Consider the following 16,995-nt stretch of genomic DNA (forward strand, 5'->3'; position numbering starts at 1 on the left):
TTCTTCCGCCCGCCGTAGTTTCGTGTGAGCGGCGTCACATTTCCACGAGTCGCACGCCGCGGGCTCTCGGGGGAAGGTCGGGTGGTGCACGTGACGAGACGATCGAAGAACACGCGCCGAGGAGTCGGTCTGGCTGCGGCCGCGACCCTCATGGCGACCCTGGCTGCCTGCGGCGGCGGTGACGAGGGCGGCGTCCCCACCATCAACCTGTTCGGCGGCGCGTCCGCCACCGGTTTCCAGGACCTGATCGACGGCTGCAACGAGCAGGCCGACGGGAAGTGGAAGATCGAGGGCAACCTCGTCCCCAGCGACGCCGACGGCCAGCGCGAGCAGATGGTCCGGCGCCTCGCCGCAGGTGACGCCGGCATGGACGTGATCGGCATGGACGTCGTCTGGACCGCCGAGTTCGCCGAGGCCGGCTGGATCCTCCCCCTCACCGACGAGCAGCGGGCCGAGGCGTCCGAGGGCACGCTCGCCGTGCCGCTCGAGACGGCCACGTGGAAGGACAAGCTCTACGCGATCCCGAAGCACACCAACGCGCAGCTCATGTGGTACCGCAAGTCGCTCGTCGACAAGGTGGGCAACGGCGAGCCGCCGAAGACGTGGGACGAGATGTTCGCCATGGCCGAGAAGCTCAAGGCCGAGGGCGATCCGTATGAGATCGGCTTCACCGGCGCCCGCTACGAGGGCCTGGTCGTCGGGTTCAACACGATCCTCTCCTCGTTCGGCGGCACGATCGTCAACGAGGACAGCACCGAGACCACGATCGACGACAAGACCGTGCAGGCGCTGGACCTCCTGAACAAGCTCGCGACGTCGGGCCTGTCGAACGCGTCGCTGTCGAACTCGCAGGAGCCCGAGGTCTTCGCCCAGCTCCAGAACGGCGCCTCCGCGTTCAGCCTCAACTGGCCCTACGTCCTCAGTGCCATGCGCGAGGCCAGCCCCGAGATCGCCGAGGACCTCGCGTTCGCGCCGTTCCCGGCCACGGTCGAGGGCCAGCCGTCCAAGGTCACGGTCGGCGGCATGAACTTCGCGATCAGCAAGTTCAGCGAGCACCCGGAGGAGTCGTTCGAGGCGGCCATGTGCCTGCGCTCCCCCGAGAACCAGCTGAAGCACTCGCTGACGGCCGGTGAGCCGCCCGTCATCGAGTCGGTGTTCGAGGAGGCGGAGTTCAAGGAGGCCTACCCGCAGGGTCAGGTGCTGCTGGACTCGCTCGAGTCGGCCAGCTCGCGACCGATCTCGCCGGTCTACCAGAACATCTCGACGATCATCTCCTCCACGCTCTCGCCCCCGTCGAGCATCGACGGCGAGAACACCGCCGAGGAGCTCGACACCGCGATCAACGACGCCATCGAGGGGAAGGGGATCCTGCCATGACCACGACCGCACCGGTCGGGACCGGCACGGACGACGACAGCGCCGAGATCGCGCGCCAGCGCTACAGCGAGGGCAAGAAGGCCGAGCGCCGGCTGGGCCTGATGCTCGTGGCGCCCGCCGTGATCCTCATGGTGGCCGTGACGGCGTACCCGATCGGCTACGCGATCTGGCTGTCGCTGTTCCGCGCCGACCTGCGCACTCCCGACGACAACAAGTTCGTCGGGCTGGACAACTACGTCACGGTCCTCACCAGCGACATCTGGTGGAGCGCCTTCGGGTTCACCCTCCTGCTGACCGTGGTCAGCGTGGTCTTCGAGCTCATCCTGGGCATGGGGCTGGCCCTCGTGATGCACCGGACGATCGTCGGCCGCGGCCTGATCCGCACCTCGGCCCTGGTGCCCTACGCGATCGTCACGGTCGTCGCGGCGTTCAGCTGGCGCTTCGCCTGGAGCCAGGACATCGGCTGGCTGGCCGGGGACAGCGCGCCCCTCACCGGCCACTGGTCCTCGTTCTGGATCATCGTGCTGGCCGAGGTCTGGAAGACCATCCCCTTCATGGCACTGCTGCTGATGGCCGGGCTGGCGCTCGTTCCCGAGGACCTGCTCAAGGCGGCCTCGATCGACGGCGCCTCCCCGTGGCAGCGGTTCTGGAAGGTGACGGTGCCGCTCATCAAGCCGTCGATCCTGGTCGCGGTGCTGTTCCGCACGCTGGACGCCTTCCGCGTCTTCGACAACATCTATGTGCTGACCAGCGGAGCCAACGACACCTCGAGTGTGTCGATCGTGGCGTACAACAACCTGATCCGAGGCCTGAACCTGGGCATCGGCTCCACGATGTCGGTGCTGATCTTCATCACCATCGCGATCATCGCGGTGATCTTCGTGAAGCTGTTCGGCGCCGCGGCGCCGGGCTCCGATGAAGGGAGGCGATGACGATGAGCACGGCAGTGGAGACCCCGAAGCGCAAGGCGATCTGGTGGGGCGTCAATGCGATCGTCCTGATCTACGCGTTCATCCCGGTCCTGTGGATCATCTCGCTGTCGGTCAAGCCCGACGCCATCCTCAACGACGGCAGCTTCTTCCCGAGCCAGTACACCGGGGAGCACTACGAGGCGATCTTCCAGAACGACAGCTTCACCCGCGCCCTGATCAACTCGATCGGCATCTGCCTGATCTCGACGTTCATCGCGATCGTCGTGGGCACGATGGCGGCCTACGCCGTGGCCCGCCTGGACTTCCCGGGCAAGAAGTTCGTCGTGGGTGCCTCGCTGATGATCGCGATGTTCCCGCAGATCGCCCTGGTGACGCCGCTGTTCAAGATCCTCACCGGCATCGGGCTGTTCGACACCTGGCTCGGCCTGATCATCCCCTACATCACGTTCGCCCTCCCGCTGGCGATCTACACCCTGAGCGCCTTCTTCCGCGAGATCCCCTGGGAGCTGGAGAAGGCGGCCAAGATGGACGGCGCGACGCCCTACCAGGCGTTCCGCAAGGTGATCGCTCCGCTGGCGATGCCCGGCGTCTTCACCACGGCCATCCTGGTCTTCATCTCCTGCTGGAACGACTTCCTGTTCGCCATCTCGCTGACCTCCAGTGAGCGCTCTCGCACCGTGCCGGCGGCCCTGAGCTACTTCACCGGCGCCACGACGTTCGAGAAGCCGACCCAGGCGATCGCCGCAGCAGCAGTGGTCATCACCATCCCGATCGTCATCTTCGTCCTCTTCTTCCAGCGCCGGATCGTTGCCGGCCTCACCAGCGGCGCCGTCAAGGGCTGACTCCACCGTTTCAGAAGGGAAACATCATGGCTGAAATCGTTCTGGACCACGTGGTCAAGCGGTACCCCGACGGAGCCCTCGCCGTGGAGGACTTCAACCTCGAGATCGCCGACGGCGAGTTCATCATCCTCGTGGGCCCGTCCGGCTGCGGCAAGTCCACCACCCTGAACATGATCGCGGGGCTGGAGGACATCACCACCGGTGACCTCAAGATCGACGGCACGGTCGTCAACGACAAGGCGCCGAAGGACCGCGACATCGCCATGGTGTTCCAGTCCTACGCGCTGTATCCGCACATGACCGTCTACGAGAACATGGCGTTCCCGCTGACCCTGGCCGGCGTGGACAAGTCCACGATCAAGGAGAAGGTCGGCGAGGCCGCGCGGATGCTCGAGCTGGAGCAGCACCTCGACCGCAAGCCGTCCAACCTGTCGGGCGGCCAGCGTCAGCGCGTCGCCATGGGTCGCGCGATCGTGCGCAGCCCGAAGGCGTTCCTCATGGACGAGCCGCTGTCGAACCTCGACGCCAAGCTGCGCGTGCAGATGCGCACGCAGGTCGCCCGGATCCAGAAGACCCTCGCCACCACCACGGTCTACGTCACGCACGACCAGACCGAGGCCATGACGCTCGGCGACCGGGTCGTGGTGATGCGCGCCGGCAAGATCCAGCAGGTGGGCTCGCCGACCGACCTCTACGACAACCCGAACAACCTGTTCGTCGCGGGCTTCATCGGCAGCCCGTCGATGAACTTCCTGCCGGCCACGATCGAGGGCGAGTCGCTGTCGACCTCCATCGGCGAGCTGCCGATCCCCGACGCCTACCGTCCGGCCCTGCGCTCGGGCAGCGCGAGCCGCGACGTCATCGTCGGCATCCGGCCCGAGCACTTCGAGGACGCCTCGCTCGTGGCGTCGGACGTGGCCGGTGCGCGGGTCGACGTGAACGTCGACCTCGTGGAGCAGATGGGCTCGGACGTGTACGCCTACTTCACGGTGCAGGGCGGCGCGGCGAACGCCGATCTCGACGACCTGGCCAAGGACACCGGCCAGGACATGGCGGGCGAGGGCACGCAGGTCAACGCCCGGCTCAGCGCCGAGTCGAAGGTCGCCGGCGGCCAGAACGCCGAGCTGTTCGTCGACTCCAGCAAGATCCAGGTGTTCGACGCCCAGTCCGGCGAGAACATCGCCCACTGAGACCCGGGGCGGGCGCGGCGCAGGTCAGCGGGACTTGCGCCGCCGCCGCTTGCCCGCGGCCACCTGCTTCATGATGTCGCGGTCCCACGCGTGCTCGCGGATCAGCCGGTACCGCTCCCCCGCCACGCGCATGTAGGCGTCGCCCTCGGTCTCGTCCTCGCCCTTGAGGCCGGCCTCCGCGATGAGCTCGAGCACCGGGACGAACTCCTCGTCCATCCAGCGCTGCGCCATGGTCTTCTTGTCCATCAGCTGGGCCTCGGCCTGCATCGTCCGCGCGGCCCACGCCTCCACCATCTCGGCCAGCACGCCGTAGCCGTGGGGCTTGGTCACGCGGACCTTGTCGCGCACCCCGGTGGGCAGCGGGACGCGCTGCAGGAAGATCTTGCGCCAGTGCTTCAGCTCGAGGTCCTCGCGGCGGCCGATGTCGCGCGGCTCCAGCAGGGTCTGCACCTCGGTGACCTCGGCCTCGATGAGGCGCAGCCGCAGGGCGCGCGCCACCGACACGCGATGGTGGCCGTCGCGCACGAAGTAGTAGTCGCCCAGCTTGTAGACGTCGATCGGCGGGATCTCCTCACCGATCCGGCTGGCGCGCGCGATCCGCTCCCAGCGCGCCCGGCTCTTGTCCGAGGTGGGCCGGAACCGCCGGTCGAAGTCGCGCACCTTGTCGACCGAGCCGATGATTGCGTCGAGCGGGATCAGGTGCAGCCCGATCCTGCGCTCGCCGCGCCGGCCGAGCGCGTCGACCACCTCGTCGAACGAGAGCGCGCGAGTGCCCTCGCCCCCCTCGCCACGCAGGCGCGCGGCCAGGGCGGACAGCGTCTGCAGGCGCCGGGCCCGCAGGAAGTCGCTCTCGGCGTCGATCCGGGGAGAGCCGGACTCAGCCATGACCGCCCACCGGGTCGAGCACCGACTCGATCTCGAGGAGCTTGTACGGCACGACGTTGCGGATCGTGGTGCCGCCGACGAGACGGTCGGGCTGGGGCTGGCCGAACGGGTGGATGTGCCCGTGCAGGTGCCACGTGGGCCGTAGCGTCTCGATCACCTCGTGCAGCGCCTCGAAGCCGTGGTGGGGCGGGTCGTCGCCGTCGCCGAGCCCGCGCGGCGGCGAGTGGGTGAGCAGGACGTCGACCCCTCCCCCGCGCTTGGCGGCCACCTTCATCAGGCGCTTGGCCCGCTTGGCGAACTCGTCCTGGGTGTACTGGTTGGGGCCTTCGTTGTAGCGGATGCTGCCGCCGAGGCCCGCGACGCGCAGGCCGGCCACGTCGACCACCGACTCGTCGGCGTTGACGCCGCCGAGGGGGCGCGGATCCTCCTGGGGCAGGCCGTTGCTGGTCAGCCAGCCGCGGAATCCCGAGAGCGGCGCCTCCACCGCGGGGTCGTGGTTGCCCGGGACGAACACGACGGGCACGTCGAGCATCGAGGACAGGAACTCCAGGTAGTCCCAGGGAAGGTCGCCCGCGCCGAGCACGACGTCGGGGCGCAGCCGACGGACGCCGGCATCGTGGATCACCGGCGAGATCTCGTCAGCGACCACGAGCACGCGCACCATGGCTCCACCGTACCGGGGAACATGGTGAGCCAGGTCACATCGCGAGACTCGTCCTACTCCTCCGCGGCGGCCCAGCGGGCCTTGTCGGCCGCGATCTTGCGGCCGAGGAAGAACGCGCCGAGCCACAGCGCGGCGAACATCAGGCCGATGAAGAACATGATCGGCACGAGGAACCCCGTGAGGATCGTGGCCACCTGGATCCCGTGACCGACCCAGTAGGCCCACGGGTGCCGCAGCAGCCCCGCCACGACGAGGCACAGCACGGCCAGGCCGCCACCGATCAGCGAGGCCAGCGGCGCCGAGACGTCCTCCACCGCGATCATCACGGGGATGGACAGGCCCAGGATGATCGCCTGGAGCGACAGCATCGCCGCGCACATGTGCCTCACTGCGACTCACCGCCACGCAGGAGGGTGCGGGCCTCGCCCACCGTGACGACCGACCCCGTGACGATCACGCCGCCGGAGCCGATCGAGTCGCCGAAGTCCTCCCCGGACGCGTCAGCGAGGCCGATGGCCCGCTCGAGCGCGTCGTCGAGCCGCGGCACGACGGTGATCCGCTCGGGCCCGAAGACCCCGCTCGCGACCTCGGCGAGGTCGGCGGCCGCGAGCGACCGCTCGGTGCTGTTCTGCGTGCAGACGAGGTGGGCCACCACGGGCTCGAGCTCGCGCAGGATCTCCTCGGCGTCCTTGTCGGCCATGATGCCGACGACGCCGATGAGCGGGCTGAACGCGAACTCCTCGCTGATCGACTCGACCATGGCCCGCACACCGTGCGGGTTGTGGGCCGCGTCCAGGACGACGGTGGGACTGCGGCGCACGACCTCGAGCCGGCCCGGGGAGGTGACGGCGCCGAAGCCCGTGCGGATCAGGTCGGGATCGAGCTCGGCGTCGCCGGTGAAGACCTCGACGGCGGCCAGCGCGAGCGCGGCGTTGCGGGCCTGGAACGCCCCGTGCAGGGGCAGCAGGATGTCCTCGTACCGGCCCTTGACGCCCTGGATCGTGAGCACCTGGCCGCCGACGGCGGCCGTGCGGGACTCGACCCCGAAGTCGGCACCCTCGAGCACGAGCATCGAGCCGACCTCGTTGGCGCGGCCCATGATGACCTCGAGGACCTCCTCGGGCTGCGAGGCGAGCACGGTGCGCGAGCCGGGCTTGATGATCCCCGCCTTCTCCACCGCGATGTCGGCGGGCGTGTCGCCCAGGAAGGAGGCGTGGTCGACGTCGATCGGAGTGATCACGGCGACCGACGCGTCGGCGACGCTCGTGGCGTCCCACGCGCCGCCCATGCCGACCTCGACGACGGCGACGTCGACGGGCGCGTCGGCGAACGCCGCGTAGCCCATCGCCACGAGCATCTCGAAGAAGCTCAAGGGGTGCGGCTGGCCCTGGTCGACGAGGTCGGCGTAGATCGCCACGTCGGCGTAGGCGTCGACGAAGAGTTCGTCCGAGAGCGGCTCGCCGTCCACGCAGATCCGCTCGTTGATGCGCTGCAGGTGCGGGCTCGTGAAGCGGCCCGTGCGCAGGTCGAGGGCGCGCAGCAGGGCGTCGATCATGCGGCTGGTCGAGGTCTTGCCGTTGGTCCCGGTCAGCTGGATCACCGGCTGGGCGCTCTGCGGATCGCCCATCAGCTCGCAGATGGCGCGGATCCGGTCGAGCGACGGCTCGAGCCGCGTCTCGGGCCAGCGGGACAGCAGGGCGAGCTCGACATCGGGGTAGGTGGGCCTCATCGTCCCCAGTATCCCAGCCCGGGCATCGCGCGGCGCCACAGGCGTTTGTCGCGTCACTGCTGGGGCTCCCGGGCCTGCAGTGACGCGTGGTTGGAACGGTTTCGAGAATCGGGGTCTTCCCCCATGGTCAGGCACCGCCGGACGGTCACAGACTGAACGAATGAACCGTCAGATCGCGGGCTGGATCACCCATCGCTGGGTCAAGTGGGTCGTGCTGGCCCTCATGCTGGTCATCCTCGGCGGCCTCGGCTCGTTCGGGGCCAAGCTCACGAGCGTGCAGGACAACGACATCGCCTCGTGGCTGCCCGACGAGGCCGAGTCGACCCAGGTGATCCAGCAGGCGGGCTCCTTCTACGACGAGAACATGGCGCCCGCGATCGTGCTGCTGACGTCGGACGAGCCGCTGACCCCGGCCGACCTGGCCGCCGCCCAGGAGGCCGCCACCGCGATCGGCGCGCTCGAGGACGTGCCGGTCGGCGAGGTCGCGGGGCCGATCCCCAGCGAGGACGGGGTGGCCGCGCAGCTGATCGTGCCCATCACCCTCGACGAGGAGGGCTGGGAGGAGCTGCCCGACTGGATCGACGACGTGACCGAGGCGACGGAGGACGCGGTCGAGGGCACCGACCTGCGGGTCGACGTGGGCGGCCCGGCCGCGCTCGGCGCCGACCAGGCCGAGGCGTTCGCCGGCATCGACGGGATCCTCCTGGCGGCCGCTGTGGGCGTCGTCGTCGTGATGCTGCTGCTGACGTACCGCAGCCCGATCCTGTGGCTGATCCCGTTGTTCTGCGGCCTGATGAGCGTCTTCGCCTCGCAGGGGCTGGTCTACCTGCTGGCCAAGTACGGCGGCCTGACGGTGAACGGCCAGAGCGCCGGCATCCTCAGCGTGCTCGTGCTGGGCGCGGGCATCGACTACGCGCTGCTGATCGTGGCGCGGTACCGCGAGGAGCTCCGTCGCTACGAGGACCGCCACGAGGCGATGGCGCACGCCCTGCACCGGGCCGCGCCCGCCGTGTTCGCCAGCGGCAGCACCGTGATCATCGGCCTGCTGTGCCTGCTCTTCGCGCAGATGAACTCCACCGCCGGGCTCGGCCCGGTGGGCGCCGCGGGCATCGCCGTGGCCCTGCTGGCCATGCTGGTCCTGCTGCCCGCGCTGCTGGTGATCTTCGGCCGCTGGGTGTTCTGGCCCTTCGTCCCGCACTTCGGCGACCCGGAGCGCACCGACACCGGCTTCTGGGCGAAGGTCGGCACGCGGATCGCCCGGGCGCCCCGCGCGGTCTGGGTCGTGACCAGCCTCGTCCTCGTGGCGCTGTCGTTCGGCATCGTGAAGCTCGACGCGACGGGCCTGAGCAACGCCGAGGCGTTCACCACCACCCAGCCCTCGGTGGTCGCCGAGGAGCGCATCGCCGAGCACTTCCCGGCGGGGGCGGGCGACCCGCTCCAGATCATCTCCAACGCCGACCAGGTCGCCGAGGTTCGCGAGGTCGTCGCCGGGGTCGAGGGCGTGGACCCTGCCACGGTCACCGAGCCGCAGGTCGCGGACGGCCTGGCGTACTTCGAGGCCACCCTGAGCGTCCCGAGCGACTCCGACGCGGCGAAGACCGCCGTGCAGGACACGCGCACGGCGCTCGACGACGTGGAGGGCGCCGATGCGCTCGTCGGCGGCAACACCGCACTCAACCTCGACGTCCAGGAGGCGTCGTCGGCCGACAACCGGCTGATCATCCCGATCATCCTGCTCGTCGTGCTGCTGGTCCTCATGCTCCTGCTGCGGTCCATCGCCGCGCCATTGATCCTGCTGCTGACGGTCGTGCTGTCGTTCGCGGCGGCCATGGGCATCAGCGCGCTGGTGTTCCACTACGTGTTCGACTTCGCGGGGGCCGACTCGTCGTTCCCCCTCTTCGCGTTCGTGTTCCTGGTGGCGCTGGGCATCGACTACAACATCTTCCTGATGACCCGCGTGCGCGAGGAGGCGCTGCTGCACGGGACGCGCCGAGGTGCGCTGATCGGGCTCGCGGCCACCGGTGGCGTGATCACCTCGGCCGGCCTCGTGCTGGCGGGCACGTTCGCCGCGCTGGCCACCCTGCCGATCGTGTTCCTGGCCGAGCTGGGCTTCGCCGTCGCGATCGGCGTCCTGCTCGACACGATCATCGTCCGCTCGGTGCTGGTCACGGCGCTGAACCTCGACATCGGCAAGTCGATCTGGTGGCCCAGCCGGCTCGGCCGGACCGACGGCGCCGAGCCGCCGGAGCCTCAGCGCGAGGAGAAGTCCCCCGCGAGCATCGCGTAGACGCCGGTGTCGGCCCAGGCGCCCTTGAACCACATGTCCTGACGGAAGAACGCCTCCTCCCGCAGGCCCAGGCGCCGGCACAGGGCCACCGAGGCGTCGTTGCGGGGGTCGAGCTCGGCGATGACGCGGTGCAGGCGCATCCGTTCGAAGGCGAGCTCGAGCAGTGCGCGGGCGCCCTCCTCGGCGAACCCCAGCCCCTGGAAGTCCGGATGGAGACCCCACCCGATCTCGGCGGTGAGGTGGTCGACGCTGCGCAGGCTCAGGTAGAGATGCCCGATCATGCGTCCGTCGCTGCGGAGCTCGACGGGGATCTCCAGGTAGTCGCCGTCCCGCTCCAGATCGGTGTGCGCCGACCACTCCGCCACCTTGGCGGCCATCTCCTCGCGGCTGCGCGGCTCGAACAGCATGAAGCGAGCGACGTCCTCGCGGGACTGGTAGGCGTGGAAGGCGTCCACGTCGTCCAACGTGATCGGCCGCAGCCGCAGCCGCGCCGTCTCGATCGGCTCGGTGAAGCGGAAGGGCCGGAAGTGCGAGCGGACCTCGGGCACCTCGAGCATGCGCCGCGCCAGCGGGGCCAGGCGCTCGCCGAGCGCCCGGGCCTCGTCGCGGGTGAACCAGCGCGCCTCCGCGATCTCGGCCGCCGCCGTGACCTCGCCGTCGAGGCGCAGCGCGAACACCTCCGCCACGAGGTGGTGACCCGGCTCGTTCGCGGCGTCTGCCTCGAACCGGCCCCACGCCGTGAGGTCGTCCGGGGCGACCTCGACGAGCAGCTCCTCGGCCAGCTCGCGCACGAGCGCCGGCACTGCGTCCTCGCCCGGCTCGGGCTTGCCACCGGGCTGCATGAACACCTCCGAGCCACGCTTGCGGACCATGAGGATCCGCCCCTGCGCGTCGGTGGTGAACGCCGCGACCACGTGGATCGTCGGCCTGTCGTCCTCCCTCATCTGATCGCCTCCGGTCCCCATCCTGCTCGACCACGGGCCGGGGCCGGTCACCCGACCGGCCCAGGACGCACCCGCCGCGGGTTGGCTAGGTTGACACTCGTGCGGCTGCGGAGCCGCCCGCGACCCGGAGCGAGGGAGGGATCGACCCATGGACGACGCCGACCTCCGGAGCTGGGGACCCGCGCTCGTGTCGACGGATCCCGATGTCATGGCGAGCTACTCGCGGGACCAGTCCCGGTTTACCGAGCACGCGCTGCCGGAGGCCGTCCTCGCGCCCGCGAGCACCGAGGAGGTCGCCGAGGTCCTGCGCGAGGCCGCTCGACGGGGGCTGGCGGTCGTGACCCGCGGCGCTGGAACTGGTCTCAGCGGCGCGGCCAACGCCCAGCGCGGATCGATCGTGCTCTCGACCCACCGGCTCGACTCCATCGTCTCCATCGACCCCGACGAGCAGATCGCCGTGGTCCAGCCGGGCGTCGTCACCGGCCACCTACGCGCCGCGGTGGCGGAGCACGGCCTCTTCTACCCGCCGGACCCGGGCAGCGTCGACAGCTGCACCATCGGGGGGAACGTCGCCACGAACGCCGGTGGCATGTGCTGCGTCAAGTACGGCGTCACGCGCGACTTCGTCCGTGGGCTGGAGGTGGTCCTGGCCGACGGCTCGATCATGCGGACCGGCCGCCGGACCGCCAAGGGCGTCGCCGGCTACGACCTCACCTCGTTGCTGGTCGGCTCGGAGGGCACGCTCGGCGTGATCACCGAGATCACCGTGCGACTCGTGCCGCGGCCCGCGCCCCCCACCACCGTGCTGGCCACGTTCAGCACGCTCGCCGCGGCCGGGGCCGCGGTCCAGCAGCTGACCAGGGCGGGCGTGCGGCTGTCGCTGCTGGAGATCATGGACCGCACCACGCTGAGCGCCATCGAGTCGATGAGCCCGCTCGGCTTCGACACCGGCACCGCCGCGATCCTGCTCGCCCAGAGCGACGACCCCGACAGCGCCTCGATCGCGGCCCTCGCCGCTGACGTCTGCCGTGCCTCAGGCGCCGAGGACGCGGTCGTCAGCGACGACGGCCGCGAGGCAGACCTGCTCCTCCAGGCGCGACGGCTGGCACTCCCGGCACTGGAGCGGCTCGGCGACTGGCTGCTGGACGACGTCTGCGTGCCCCGGACCCGCATCGTCGACCTCATCACCTCCGTCGAGGACATCGCCGCGCGTGAGGACCTGGTGATCGGCGTCTTCGGCCATGCCGGGGACGGGAACATGCATCCGACGATCATCTACGACGAGGGTCGACCCGACAGCCGCGCCGCCGCGCTCCGCGCCTTCGACCAGATCACCGCACGCGCCCTCGAGCTGGGCGGGACGATCACCGGCGAGCACGGCGTCGGAACCCTCAAGCGGGCCTGGCTCGGGACCGAGCTCGACGCCTCCGCCGCGCGCGCCCACCGCCTCGTCAAGCAGGCGTTCGACCCGGACGGCATCCTCAACCCCGGAATCGCGATCCCCGAGCCGTGGAGCCCGATCGCCTGACCGTGCTCCCGCGGCGGATGTCACCGGCGATGCCACGTAGAATCGACGACCGTGACCACTGCACAGAACCGCGTCCCGGAGAAGCCCGTCCTCGAAGGCCTCGAGGAGAAGTGGGTGGACGTATGGGCCGAGCAGGGGACGTACGCGTTCGACCGCACCAAGACGCGCGACGAGGTGTACTCGATCGACACCCCGCCGCCCACCGTCTCGGGCTCGCTGCACGTGGGTCACGTCTTCAGCTACACCCACACCGATCTCATGGCGCGCTTCAAGCGCATGCGTGGCCTCGAGGTGTTCTACCCGATGGGCTGGGACGACAACGGCCTGCCCACCGAGCGCCGCGTGCAGAACTACTACGGCGTGCGCTGCGATCCCTCGCTGCCGTACGAGCCCGACTTCACTCCCCCGGCCAAGCCCGACCCGAAGAAGCAGATCCCGATCAGCCGGCGCAACTTCATCGAGCTGTGCAACGAGCTGGTCGTGCGCGACGAGCAGGTCTTCGAGAAGCTGTGGCGCACGCTCGGTCTCTCGGTGGACTGGTCGCAGACGTACACGACCATCGGCCACGACGCCCAGGTCACCAGCCAGCGCGCGTTCCTGCGCAACCTGTCGCGCGGCGAGGCCTACAGCCAGGACGCGCCGACCATGTGGGACGTCACCTACCAGACCGCGGTGGCCCAGGCCGAGCTCGAGGCACGCGACTACCCCGGCCACTACTACCGCGTGGCCTACCACCTCGCCGACGGCCAGAAGGTGTTCATCGAGACCACCCGTCCCGAGCTGACCCCGGCCGCCGTGGCGCTCATCGCGCACCCCGACGACGAGCGCTACCAGCACCTGTTCGGCACGACCGCCCACTCGCCGCTCTTCGGCGTCGAGGTGCCCGTCCTGGCGCACACGCTGGCCGATCCCGAGAAGGGCTCGGGCATCGTCCACTGCTGCACCTTCGGCGATCTCACCGACGTGCAGTGGTGGCGCGAGTTCGACCTGCCCAACCGCACGGTCATCGGGCGCGACGGCCGCATCCTGCGCGAGGTTCCCGAGTGGATCGCCGGCGGTCCGGGCGAGAGCGTCTACGCCGAGCTGGCCGGGAAGACCACCTTCAGCGCGCGCGAGGCCATCGCGGCCGCGCTCGCGGAGTCGGGCGACCTCGAGGGCGAGCCCACGCCCACCCAGCGCATGGCGAACTTCTACGAGCGTGGCGACAAGCCGCTCGAGATCGTCTCGACCCGCCAGTGGTACATCAAGAACGGCGGCCGCGACGCCGAGCTGCGCCAGCACCTGGTCGCGCTCGGTGACGACATCGACTGGCACCCCGGCTACATGCAGTCGCGCTACGCGAACTGGATCGAGGGACTCAACGGCGACTGGCTGGTCAGCCGCCAGCGCTTCTTCGGCATCCCGTTCCCCGTCTGGTACCTGCTCGACGAGGACGGCGAGCCCGACCACGACAACCCGATCCTCGCGCCCGAGTACGACCTGCCGGTGGATCCCGCGTCGCAGGCCCCGGCCGGCTTCGACGAGTCCCAGCGCGGCCAGCCGGGCGGCTTCATCGCCGATCCCGACGTGCTCGACACGTGGGCCACGTCGTCCCTGAGCCCCCAGCTCGTGTGCGGGTGGGAGCGCGACCTCGACCTGTTCGAGCGCACCTTCCCGATGGACCTGCGCCCGCAGGGCCACGACATCATCCGCACGTGGCTCTTCTCCTCCGTGGTCCGCTCCAACCAGGAGTTCGGCACCGTGCCGTGGAAGCACGCCGCCCTCTCGGGCTTCGTGGTCGATCCCGATCGCAAGAAGATGAGCAAGTCCAAGGGCAACGTGGTCGTCCCGGACGAGATCCTCGAGAAGTTCGGCGCCGACGCGGTGCGCTGGCGAGCCGCGGGCGCCCGCCCGGGTGCGGACTCGCCCTTCGACGAGACGCAGATGAAGGTCGGTCGCCGGCTCGCGATGAAGGTGCTCAACGCCAGCAAGTTCGTCGTCGCCCCGGTCGAGCAGTACGGCCTCGGCGCCGACGCCTCCCTGCTCGACCCCTCCCTCGTCACCGAGCCGCTCGACCGGGCACTGCTCACGGGCCTGCGCGACGTCGTGGAGACCGCCACCGCGCACTTCGAGGCCTACGACTACGCCTCGGCGCTCGAGGTCACCGAGAAGTTCTTCTGGGACTTCTGCGACGACTACCTCGAGCTCGTGAAGGAGCGCGCCCGCGCCGAGGACGCCTCCGGCACCTCGGCCAAGGCCACCTTCGTGCTGGCGCTCTCGGTGCAGCTGCGCCTGCTCGCGCCGTTCCTGCCCTACGTCACCGAAGAGGTCTGGTCGTGGTGGCAGGAGGGGTCGATCCACCGCTCCGCGTGGCCGACCGCCGACGACCTCGCGATCGAGGTCTTCGACGCCCGCCTGCTCGCGATCGCGGGCGAGGCGCTGGCCGGCATCCGTGGCGCGAAGTCCACGGCGAAGGTCAGCCAGCGCACCGAGGTCACGCAGGTGGAGATCTCCGGCGACGCCGCCACGCTCGACCTGCTCGCCGGGGCGCTGCCCGACGTGCGGGCGGCCGGTCGCGTCGTCGGCGAGGTCGTCACCACCGCCGGCGAGGGCTCGCTGAAGGTCGACGCCACGCTGGCGGAGTCCTGACCGCGTAAACTCCCAGCGAAAGCCACAGAGTCCCACACGCAGGTCGGGAGGTCACGTGTACGCCGCTGAACGTCAGGTGCTGCTGGCCGAGCGCCTCAGCCGCCACGGGCGGCTCTCGGTGAACGAGGTGGCCGCGGAGCTGTCGGTGTCCACCGAGACCATCCGTCGCGACCTCGATGTCCTGGAGCGCGCCGGGACCGCCACGCGCGTGCACGGGGGCGCGGTGCTCTCGACGGCGTACGCCCGGATCGAGGCCAGCCTCGCCCAGCGCACGGGCGAGCGGCCCGAGCTGAAGTCGCGCATCGCGGCGGCCGCCCTGGAGTTCCTGCCCGGCACCGGCGGCAGCATCCTGCTGGACGGCGGCAGCACGGTGGCGCACCTGGCCGAGGTCCTGCCGGCCGATCGCCACCTGACGGTGCTGACGCACAGCGTCGCCATCGCCCACCTGCTAGTCGGCCATGACGGGATCGCGCTGCACACGCTGGGCGGTCGGGTGCGCGAGGTCACCGGGGTGGCCGTGGGCCAGACCACCGTGGAGGCGCTGCGCGGCACGCGCGCCGACGTGGCCTTCATCGGCACGAACGGGATCGCCGCCGACCACGGCTTCAGCACGCCCGACTCGGAGGAGGCCGCCGTCAAGCGCGCCCTCTTCGGATCGGCCCGCACCCGCGTCGTGCTCGCCGACTCCACGAAGTTCGGCCCGCACCGCGTGTTCTCCTTCGCCGAGCTCGGCGACGCCTCCGCCGTGGTCACCGACGACGGCATCACCGGGCGCGACCGCGCGATGCTCGAGGACGCCGGCGTCGAGGTCGTCGTCGCCTGACCGCTACTCGGCGGGCTGGGTGGCGAAGTCGATGCCGGAGTTCTGCAGGCGGTTGACCAGCGCGGCGCCCATCGCGACGGCGGTGGTGGTCTGGCCGGAGACCTCGGGCAGGTCGTCGTAGGCCAGGGACATCGCCGACTCGGCGAGCATCTTGGCGGTCTCGGTGTAGCCCGGATCGCCGCCGCGGACCGTGGTGACCACCTTGGTGTCGCCGCTGAGTCCCACCAGGGTGAGAGTGAACCACGACTTGGCGCGCTGCTCCTCGCTCGGACCGTCGCCGGCCGCCTTGAGCTTGACCAGCAGGGCCCGCACCGGCGGGATCTGCGCGCCCACCGCCACCGCGCCGAGCACGGGGGCGGCCAGCGCCATCATCCGGCGGGTCCTGAAGTGGGCGTGGTGCTCGTAGGTGAACTCCGGGCCGTAGCGCTCGAGCGCCCGTGCCGACCGCAGCACGATCTGCGGGTCGATCGTCGGCAGTGGCACCCCGAACCCCTTGACCGGCGGCTCGGCGCGACCGACGCGTCCGCCGCCGCGCACCCGGCGGCCCGTGGGCCGTCCCTCGCGGGCGCGGCGCTGCTTGGCGGCGGCCTTGGAGCCGCGGAACTGGCCGATCTGCCCCAGCGCCGAGTGGTAGGTGCCCGCCGAGAACGACGCCTTCGCGCGGATGTAGCCCTTGATGGTGATGGGGGCGTCGGCGGGGAGCTGCTGCACCGTGTGGAAGACGCCCAGGTCGTACGGGATCGAGTCGAAGCCACAGGCGTGCACGAGCCGGGCGCCGGAGGCCACCGCGGTCTCGTGGTACTTCAGGTACATCTCGTCGACGAACTGCGGCTCGCCCGTCAGGTCGACGTAGTCGATGCCGGCCTCCGCCGCGGCCTTGACCGCCGGCTCGCCGTGCTCGAGGTAGGGCCCGACGGTGCTGATGAGGACACGCGTGCCGGCGGCCATCGTCGCCATCGAGGCATCGTCGGCCAGATCGGCGACGACGATCGCGGGGGCCTCACGCCCGGTGGCCGCGATGCGCGCCGCCACCTGCTCGAGCTTCGCGCGCGAGCGGCCCGCGATCGCCCACGTGGCGTCGGCGGGCAGGTGGACGGCGAGGTAGTCGGCGGTGAGACCGCCGGTGAACCCGGTGGCCCCGAAGAGCGTGAGATCGACCATGGGTC

General features: G+C 70.4%; 14 protein-coding genes. 8 read left to right on the top strand and 6 right to left on the bottom strand.

What is annotated here, in order from left to right:
- The first annotated feature begins 90 nt into the window (after nt 1-90).
- The 4 genes from B5D60_RS03495 to B5D60_RS03510 are packed head-to-tail and all read left to right on the top strand — an operon-like array spanning nt 91 to nt 4,341.
- Nucleotides 91-1,377: an ABC transporter substrate-binding protein gene (locus B5D60_RS03495; RefSeq protein WP_197684388.1), complete on the top strand. Its 1,287-nt coding sequence runs from the start codon at nt 91-93 to the stop codon at nt 1,375-1,377.
- The gene (locus B5D60_RS03500) at nt 1,374-2,309 is read left to right on the top strand and encodes a carbohydrate ABC transporter permease (protein ID WP_153302862.1); all 936 of its coding nucleotides are present in this window, start codon (nt 1,374-1,376) and stop codon (nt 2,307-2,309) included. Before B5D60_RS03495 ends, B5D60_RS03500 begins: the two co-directional genes overlap by 4 nt.
- Before the next feature lie 2 nt (nt 2,310-2,311).
- A complete protein-coding gene (locus B5D60_RS03505; protein ID WP_078701265.1) occupies nt 2,312-3,151 on the top strand; it encodes a carbohydrate ABC transporter permease in 840 nt (279 codons plus the stop codon).
- A 26-nt stretch (nt 3,152-3,177) separates the two neighbouring features.
- The gene (locus B5D60_RS03510; protein ID WP_078698865.1) at nt 3,178-4,341 is read left to right on the top strand and encodes an ABC transporter ATP-binding protein; all 1,164 of its coding nucleotides are present in this window, start codon (nt 3,178-3,180) and stop codon (nt 4,339-4,341) included.
- Between the two features lie 24 nt (nt 4,342-4,365).
- Here the strand turns inward: B5D60_RS03510 and B5D60_RS03515 are convergent, their stop codons facing one another.
- From B5D60_RS03515 to B5D60_RS03530, 4 genes are read right to left on the bottom strand one after another with little or no spacing between them, the layout of a single operon-like run.
- Nucleotides 4,366-5,226, bottom strand: a complete 861-nt coding sequence (locus tag B5D60_RS03515; RefSeq protein ID WP_078698866.1) for a ParB N-terminal domain-containing protein — start codon at nt 5,224-5,226, stop codon at nt 4,366-4,368.
- Nucleotides 5,219-5,890 carry a metallophosphoesterase family protein gene (locus B5D60_RS03520; RefSeq protein ID WP_078698867.1) on the bottom strand — a complete coding sequence of 224 codons (672 nt, stop codon included), beginning with the start codon at nt 5,888-5,890 and terminating at the stop codon, nt 5,219-5,221. Before B5D60_RS03520 ends, B5D60_RS03515 begins: the two co-directional genes overlap by 8 nt.
- A gap of 53 nt (nt 5,891-5,943) precedes the next feature.
- Entirely contained in the window at nt 5,944-6,270 is a 327-nt protein-coding gene (locus tag B5D60_RS03525; protein ID WP_078698868.1) for a DUF4233 domain-containing protein, read from the bottom strand.
- 5 nt (nt 6,271-6,275) lie between these two features.
- Entirely contained in the window at nt 6,276-7,619 is a 1,344-nt protein-coding gene (locus tag B5D60_RS03530) for a bifunctional folylpolyglutamate synthase/dihydrofolate synthase (RefSeq protein ID WP_078698869.1), read from the bottom strand.
- Nucleotides 7,620-7,779: 160 nt separating this feature from the next.
- Here B5D60_RS03530 and B5D60_RS03535 point away from each other — a divergent pair, with 160 nt between their 5' ends.
- Nucleotides 7,780-9,906 carry an MMPL family transporter gene (locus tag B5D60_RS03535; protein ID WP_078698870.1) on the top strand — a complete coding sequence of 709 codons (2,127 nt, stop codon included), beginning with the start codon at nt 7,780-7,782 and terminating at the stop codon, nt 9,904-9,906.
- Here the strand turns inward: B5D60_RS03535 and B5D60_RS17020 are convergent.
- Nucleotides 9,870-10,850 carry a GNAT family N-acetyltransferase gene (locus tag B5D60_RS17020; protein ID WP_197684389.1) on the bottom strand — a complete coding sequence of 327 codons (981 nt, stop codon included), beginning with the start codon at nt 10,848-10,850 and terminating at the stop codon, nt 9,870-9,872. The two genes, B5D60_RS03535 and B5D60_RS17020, sit on opposite strands and share 37 nt — an antisense overlap.
- A gap of 148 nt (nt 10,851-10,998) precedes the next feature.
- Here B5D60_RS17020 and B5D60_RS03545 point away from each other — a divergent pair, with 148 nt between their 5' ends.
- The 3 genes from B5D60_RS03545 to B5D60_RS03555 are packed head-to-tail and all read left to right on the top strand — an operon-like array spanning nt 10,999 to nt 15,829.
- Nucleotides 10,999-12,378 carry an FAD-binding oxidoreductase gene (locus B5D60_RS03545; RefSeq protein ID WP_078698872.1) on the top strand — a complete coding sequence of 460 codons (1,380 nt, stop codon included), beginning with the start codon at nt 10,999-11,001 and terminating at the stop codon, nt 12,376-12,378.
- A gap of 51 nt (nt 12,379-12,429) precedes the next feature.
- Nucleotides 12,430-15,006: a valine--tRNA ligase gene (valS, locus tag B5D60_RS03550; protein WP_078698873.1), complete on the top strand. Its 2,577-nt coding sequence runs from the start codon at nt 12,430-12,432 to the stop codon at nt 15,004-15,006.
- A gap of 55 nt (nt 15,007-15,061) precedes the next feature.
- A complete protein-coding gene (locus tag B5D60_RS03555) occupies nt 15,062-15,829 on the top strand; it encodes a DeoR/GlpR family DNA-binding transcription regulator (RefSeq protein ID WP_078698874.1) in 768 nt (255 codons plus the stop codon).
- Between the two features lie 3 nt (nt 15,830-15,832).
- On the opposite strand, the gene B5D60_RS03560 is transcribed toward B5D60_RS03555, so the two are convergent.
- Nucleotides 15,833-16,990, bottom strand: a complete 1,158-nt coding sequence (locus tag B5D60_RS03560; RefSeq protein ID WP_078698875.1) for a saccharopine dehydrogenase family protein — start codon at nt 16,988-16,990, stop codon at nt 15,833-15,835.
- Between the last annotated feature and the right edge of the window lie 5 nt (nt 16,991-16,995).

It is taken from the genome of Aeromicrobium choanae (assembly GCF_900167475.1).
GTDB lineage: Bacteria > Actinomycetota > Actinomycetes > Propionibacteriales > Nocardioidaceae > Aeromicrobium > Aeromicrobium choanae.

Bases quoted from the DNA above. Each gene is read 5' to 3' on its own strand.
- B5D60_RS03500 (WP_153302862.1), top strand. From the start codon at position 1,374: ATGACCACGACCGCACCGGTCGGGACCGGCACGGACGACGACAGCGCC.
- B5D60_RS03510 (WP_078698865.1), top strand. From the start codon at position 3,178: ATGGCTGAAATCGTTCTGGACCACGTGGTCAAGCGGTACCCCGACGGA.
- B5D60_RS03535 (WP_078698870.1), top strand. From the start codon at position 7,780: ATGAACCGTCAGATCGCGGGCTGGATCACCCATCGCTGGGTCAAGTGG.
- B5D60_RS03515 (WP_078698866.1), bottom strand. From the start codon at position 5,226: ATGGCTGAGTCCGGCTCTCCCCGGATCGACGCCGAGAGCGACTTCCTG.
- B5D60_RS03530 (WP_078698869.1), bottom strand. From the start codon at position 7,619: ATGAGGCCCACCTACCCCGATGTCGAGCTCGCCCTGCTGTCCCGCTGG.
- B5D60_RS03525 (WP_078698868.1), bottom strand. From the start codon at position 6,270: ATGTGCGCGGCGATGCTGTCGCTCCAGGCGATCATCCTGGGCCTGTCC.
- B5D60_RS03520 (WP_078698867.1), bottom strand. From the start codon at position 5,890: ATGGTGCGCGTGCTCGTGGTCGCTGACGAGATCTCGCCGGTGATCCAC.
- B5D60_RS03505 (WP_078701265.1), top strand. From the start codon at position 2,312: ATGAGCACGGCAGTGGAGACCCCGAAGCGCAAGGCGATCTGGTGGGGC.
- B5D60_RS03545 (WP_078698872.1), top strand. From the start codon at position 10,999: ATGGACGACGCCGACCTCCGGAGCTGGGGACCCGCGCTCGTGTCGACG.
- B5D60_RS03560 (WP_078698875.1), bottom strand. From the start codon at position 16,990: ATGGTCGATCTCACGCTCTTCGGGGCCACCGGGTTCACCGGCGGTCTC.
- B5D60_RS17020 (WP_197684389.1), bottom strand. From the start codon at position 10,850: ATGAGGGAGGACGACAGGCCGACGATCCACGTGGTCGCGGCGTTCACC.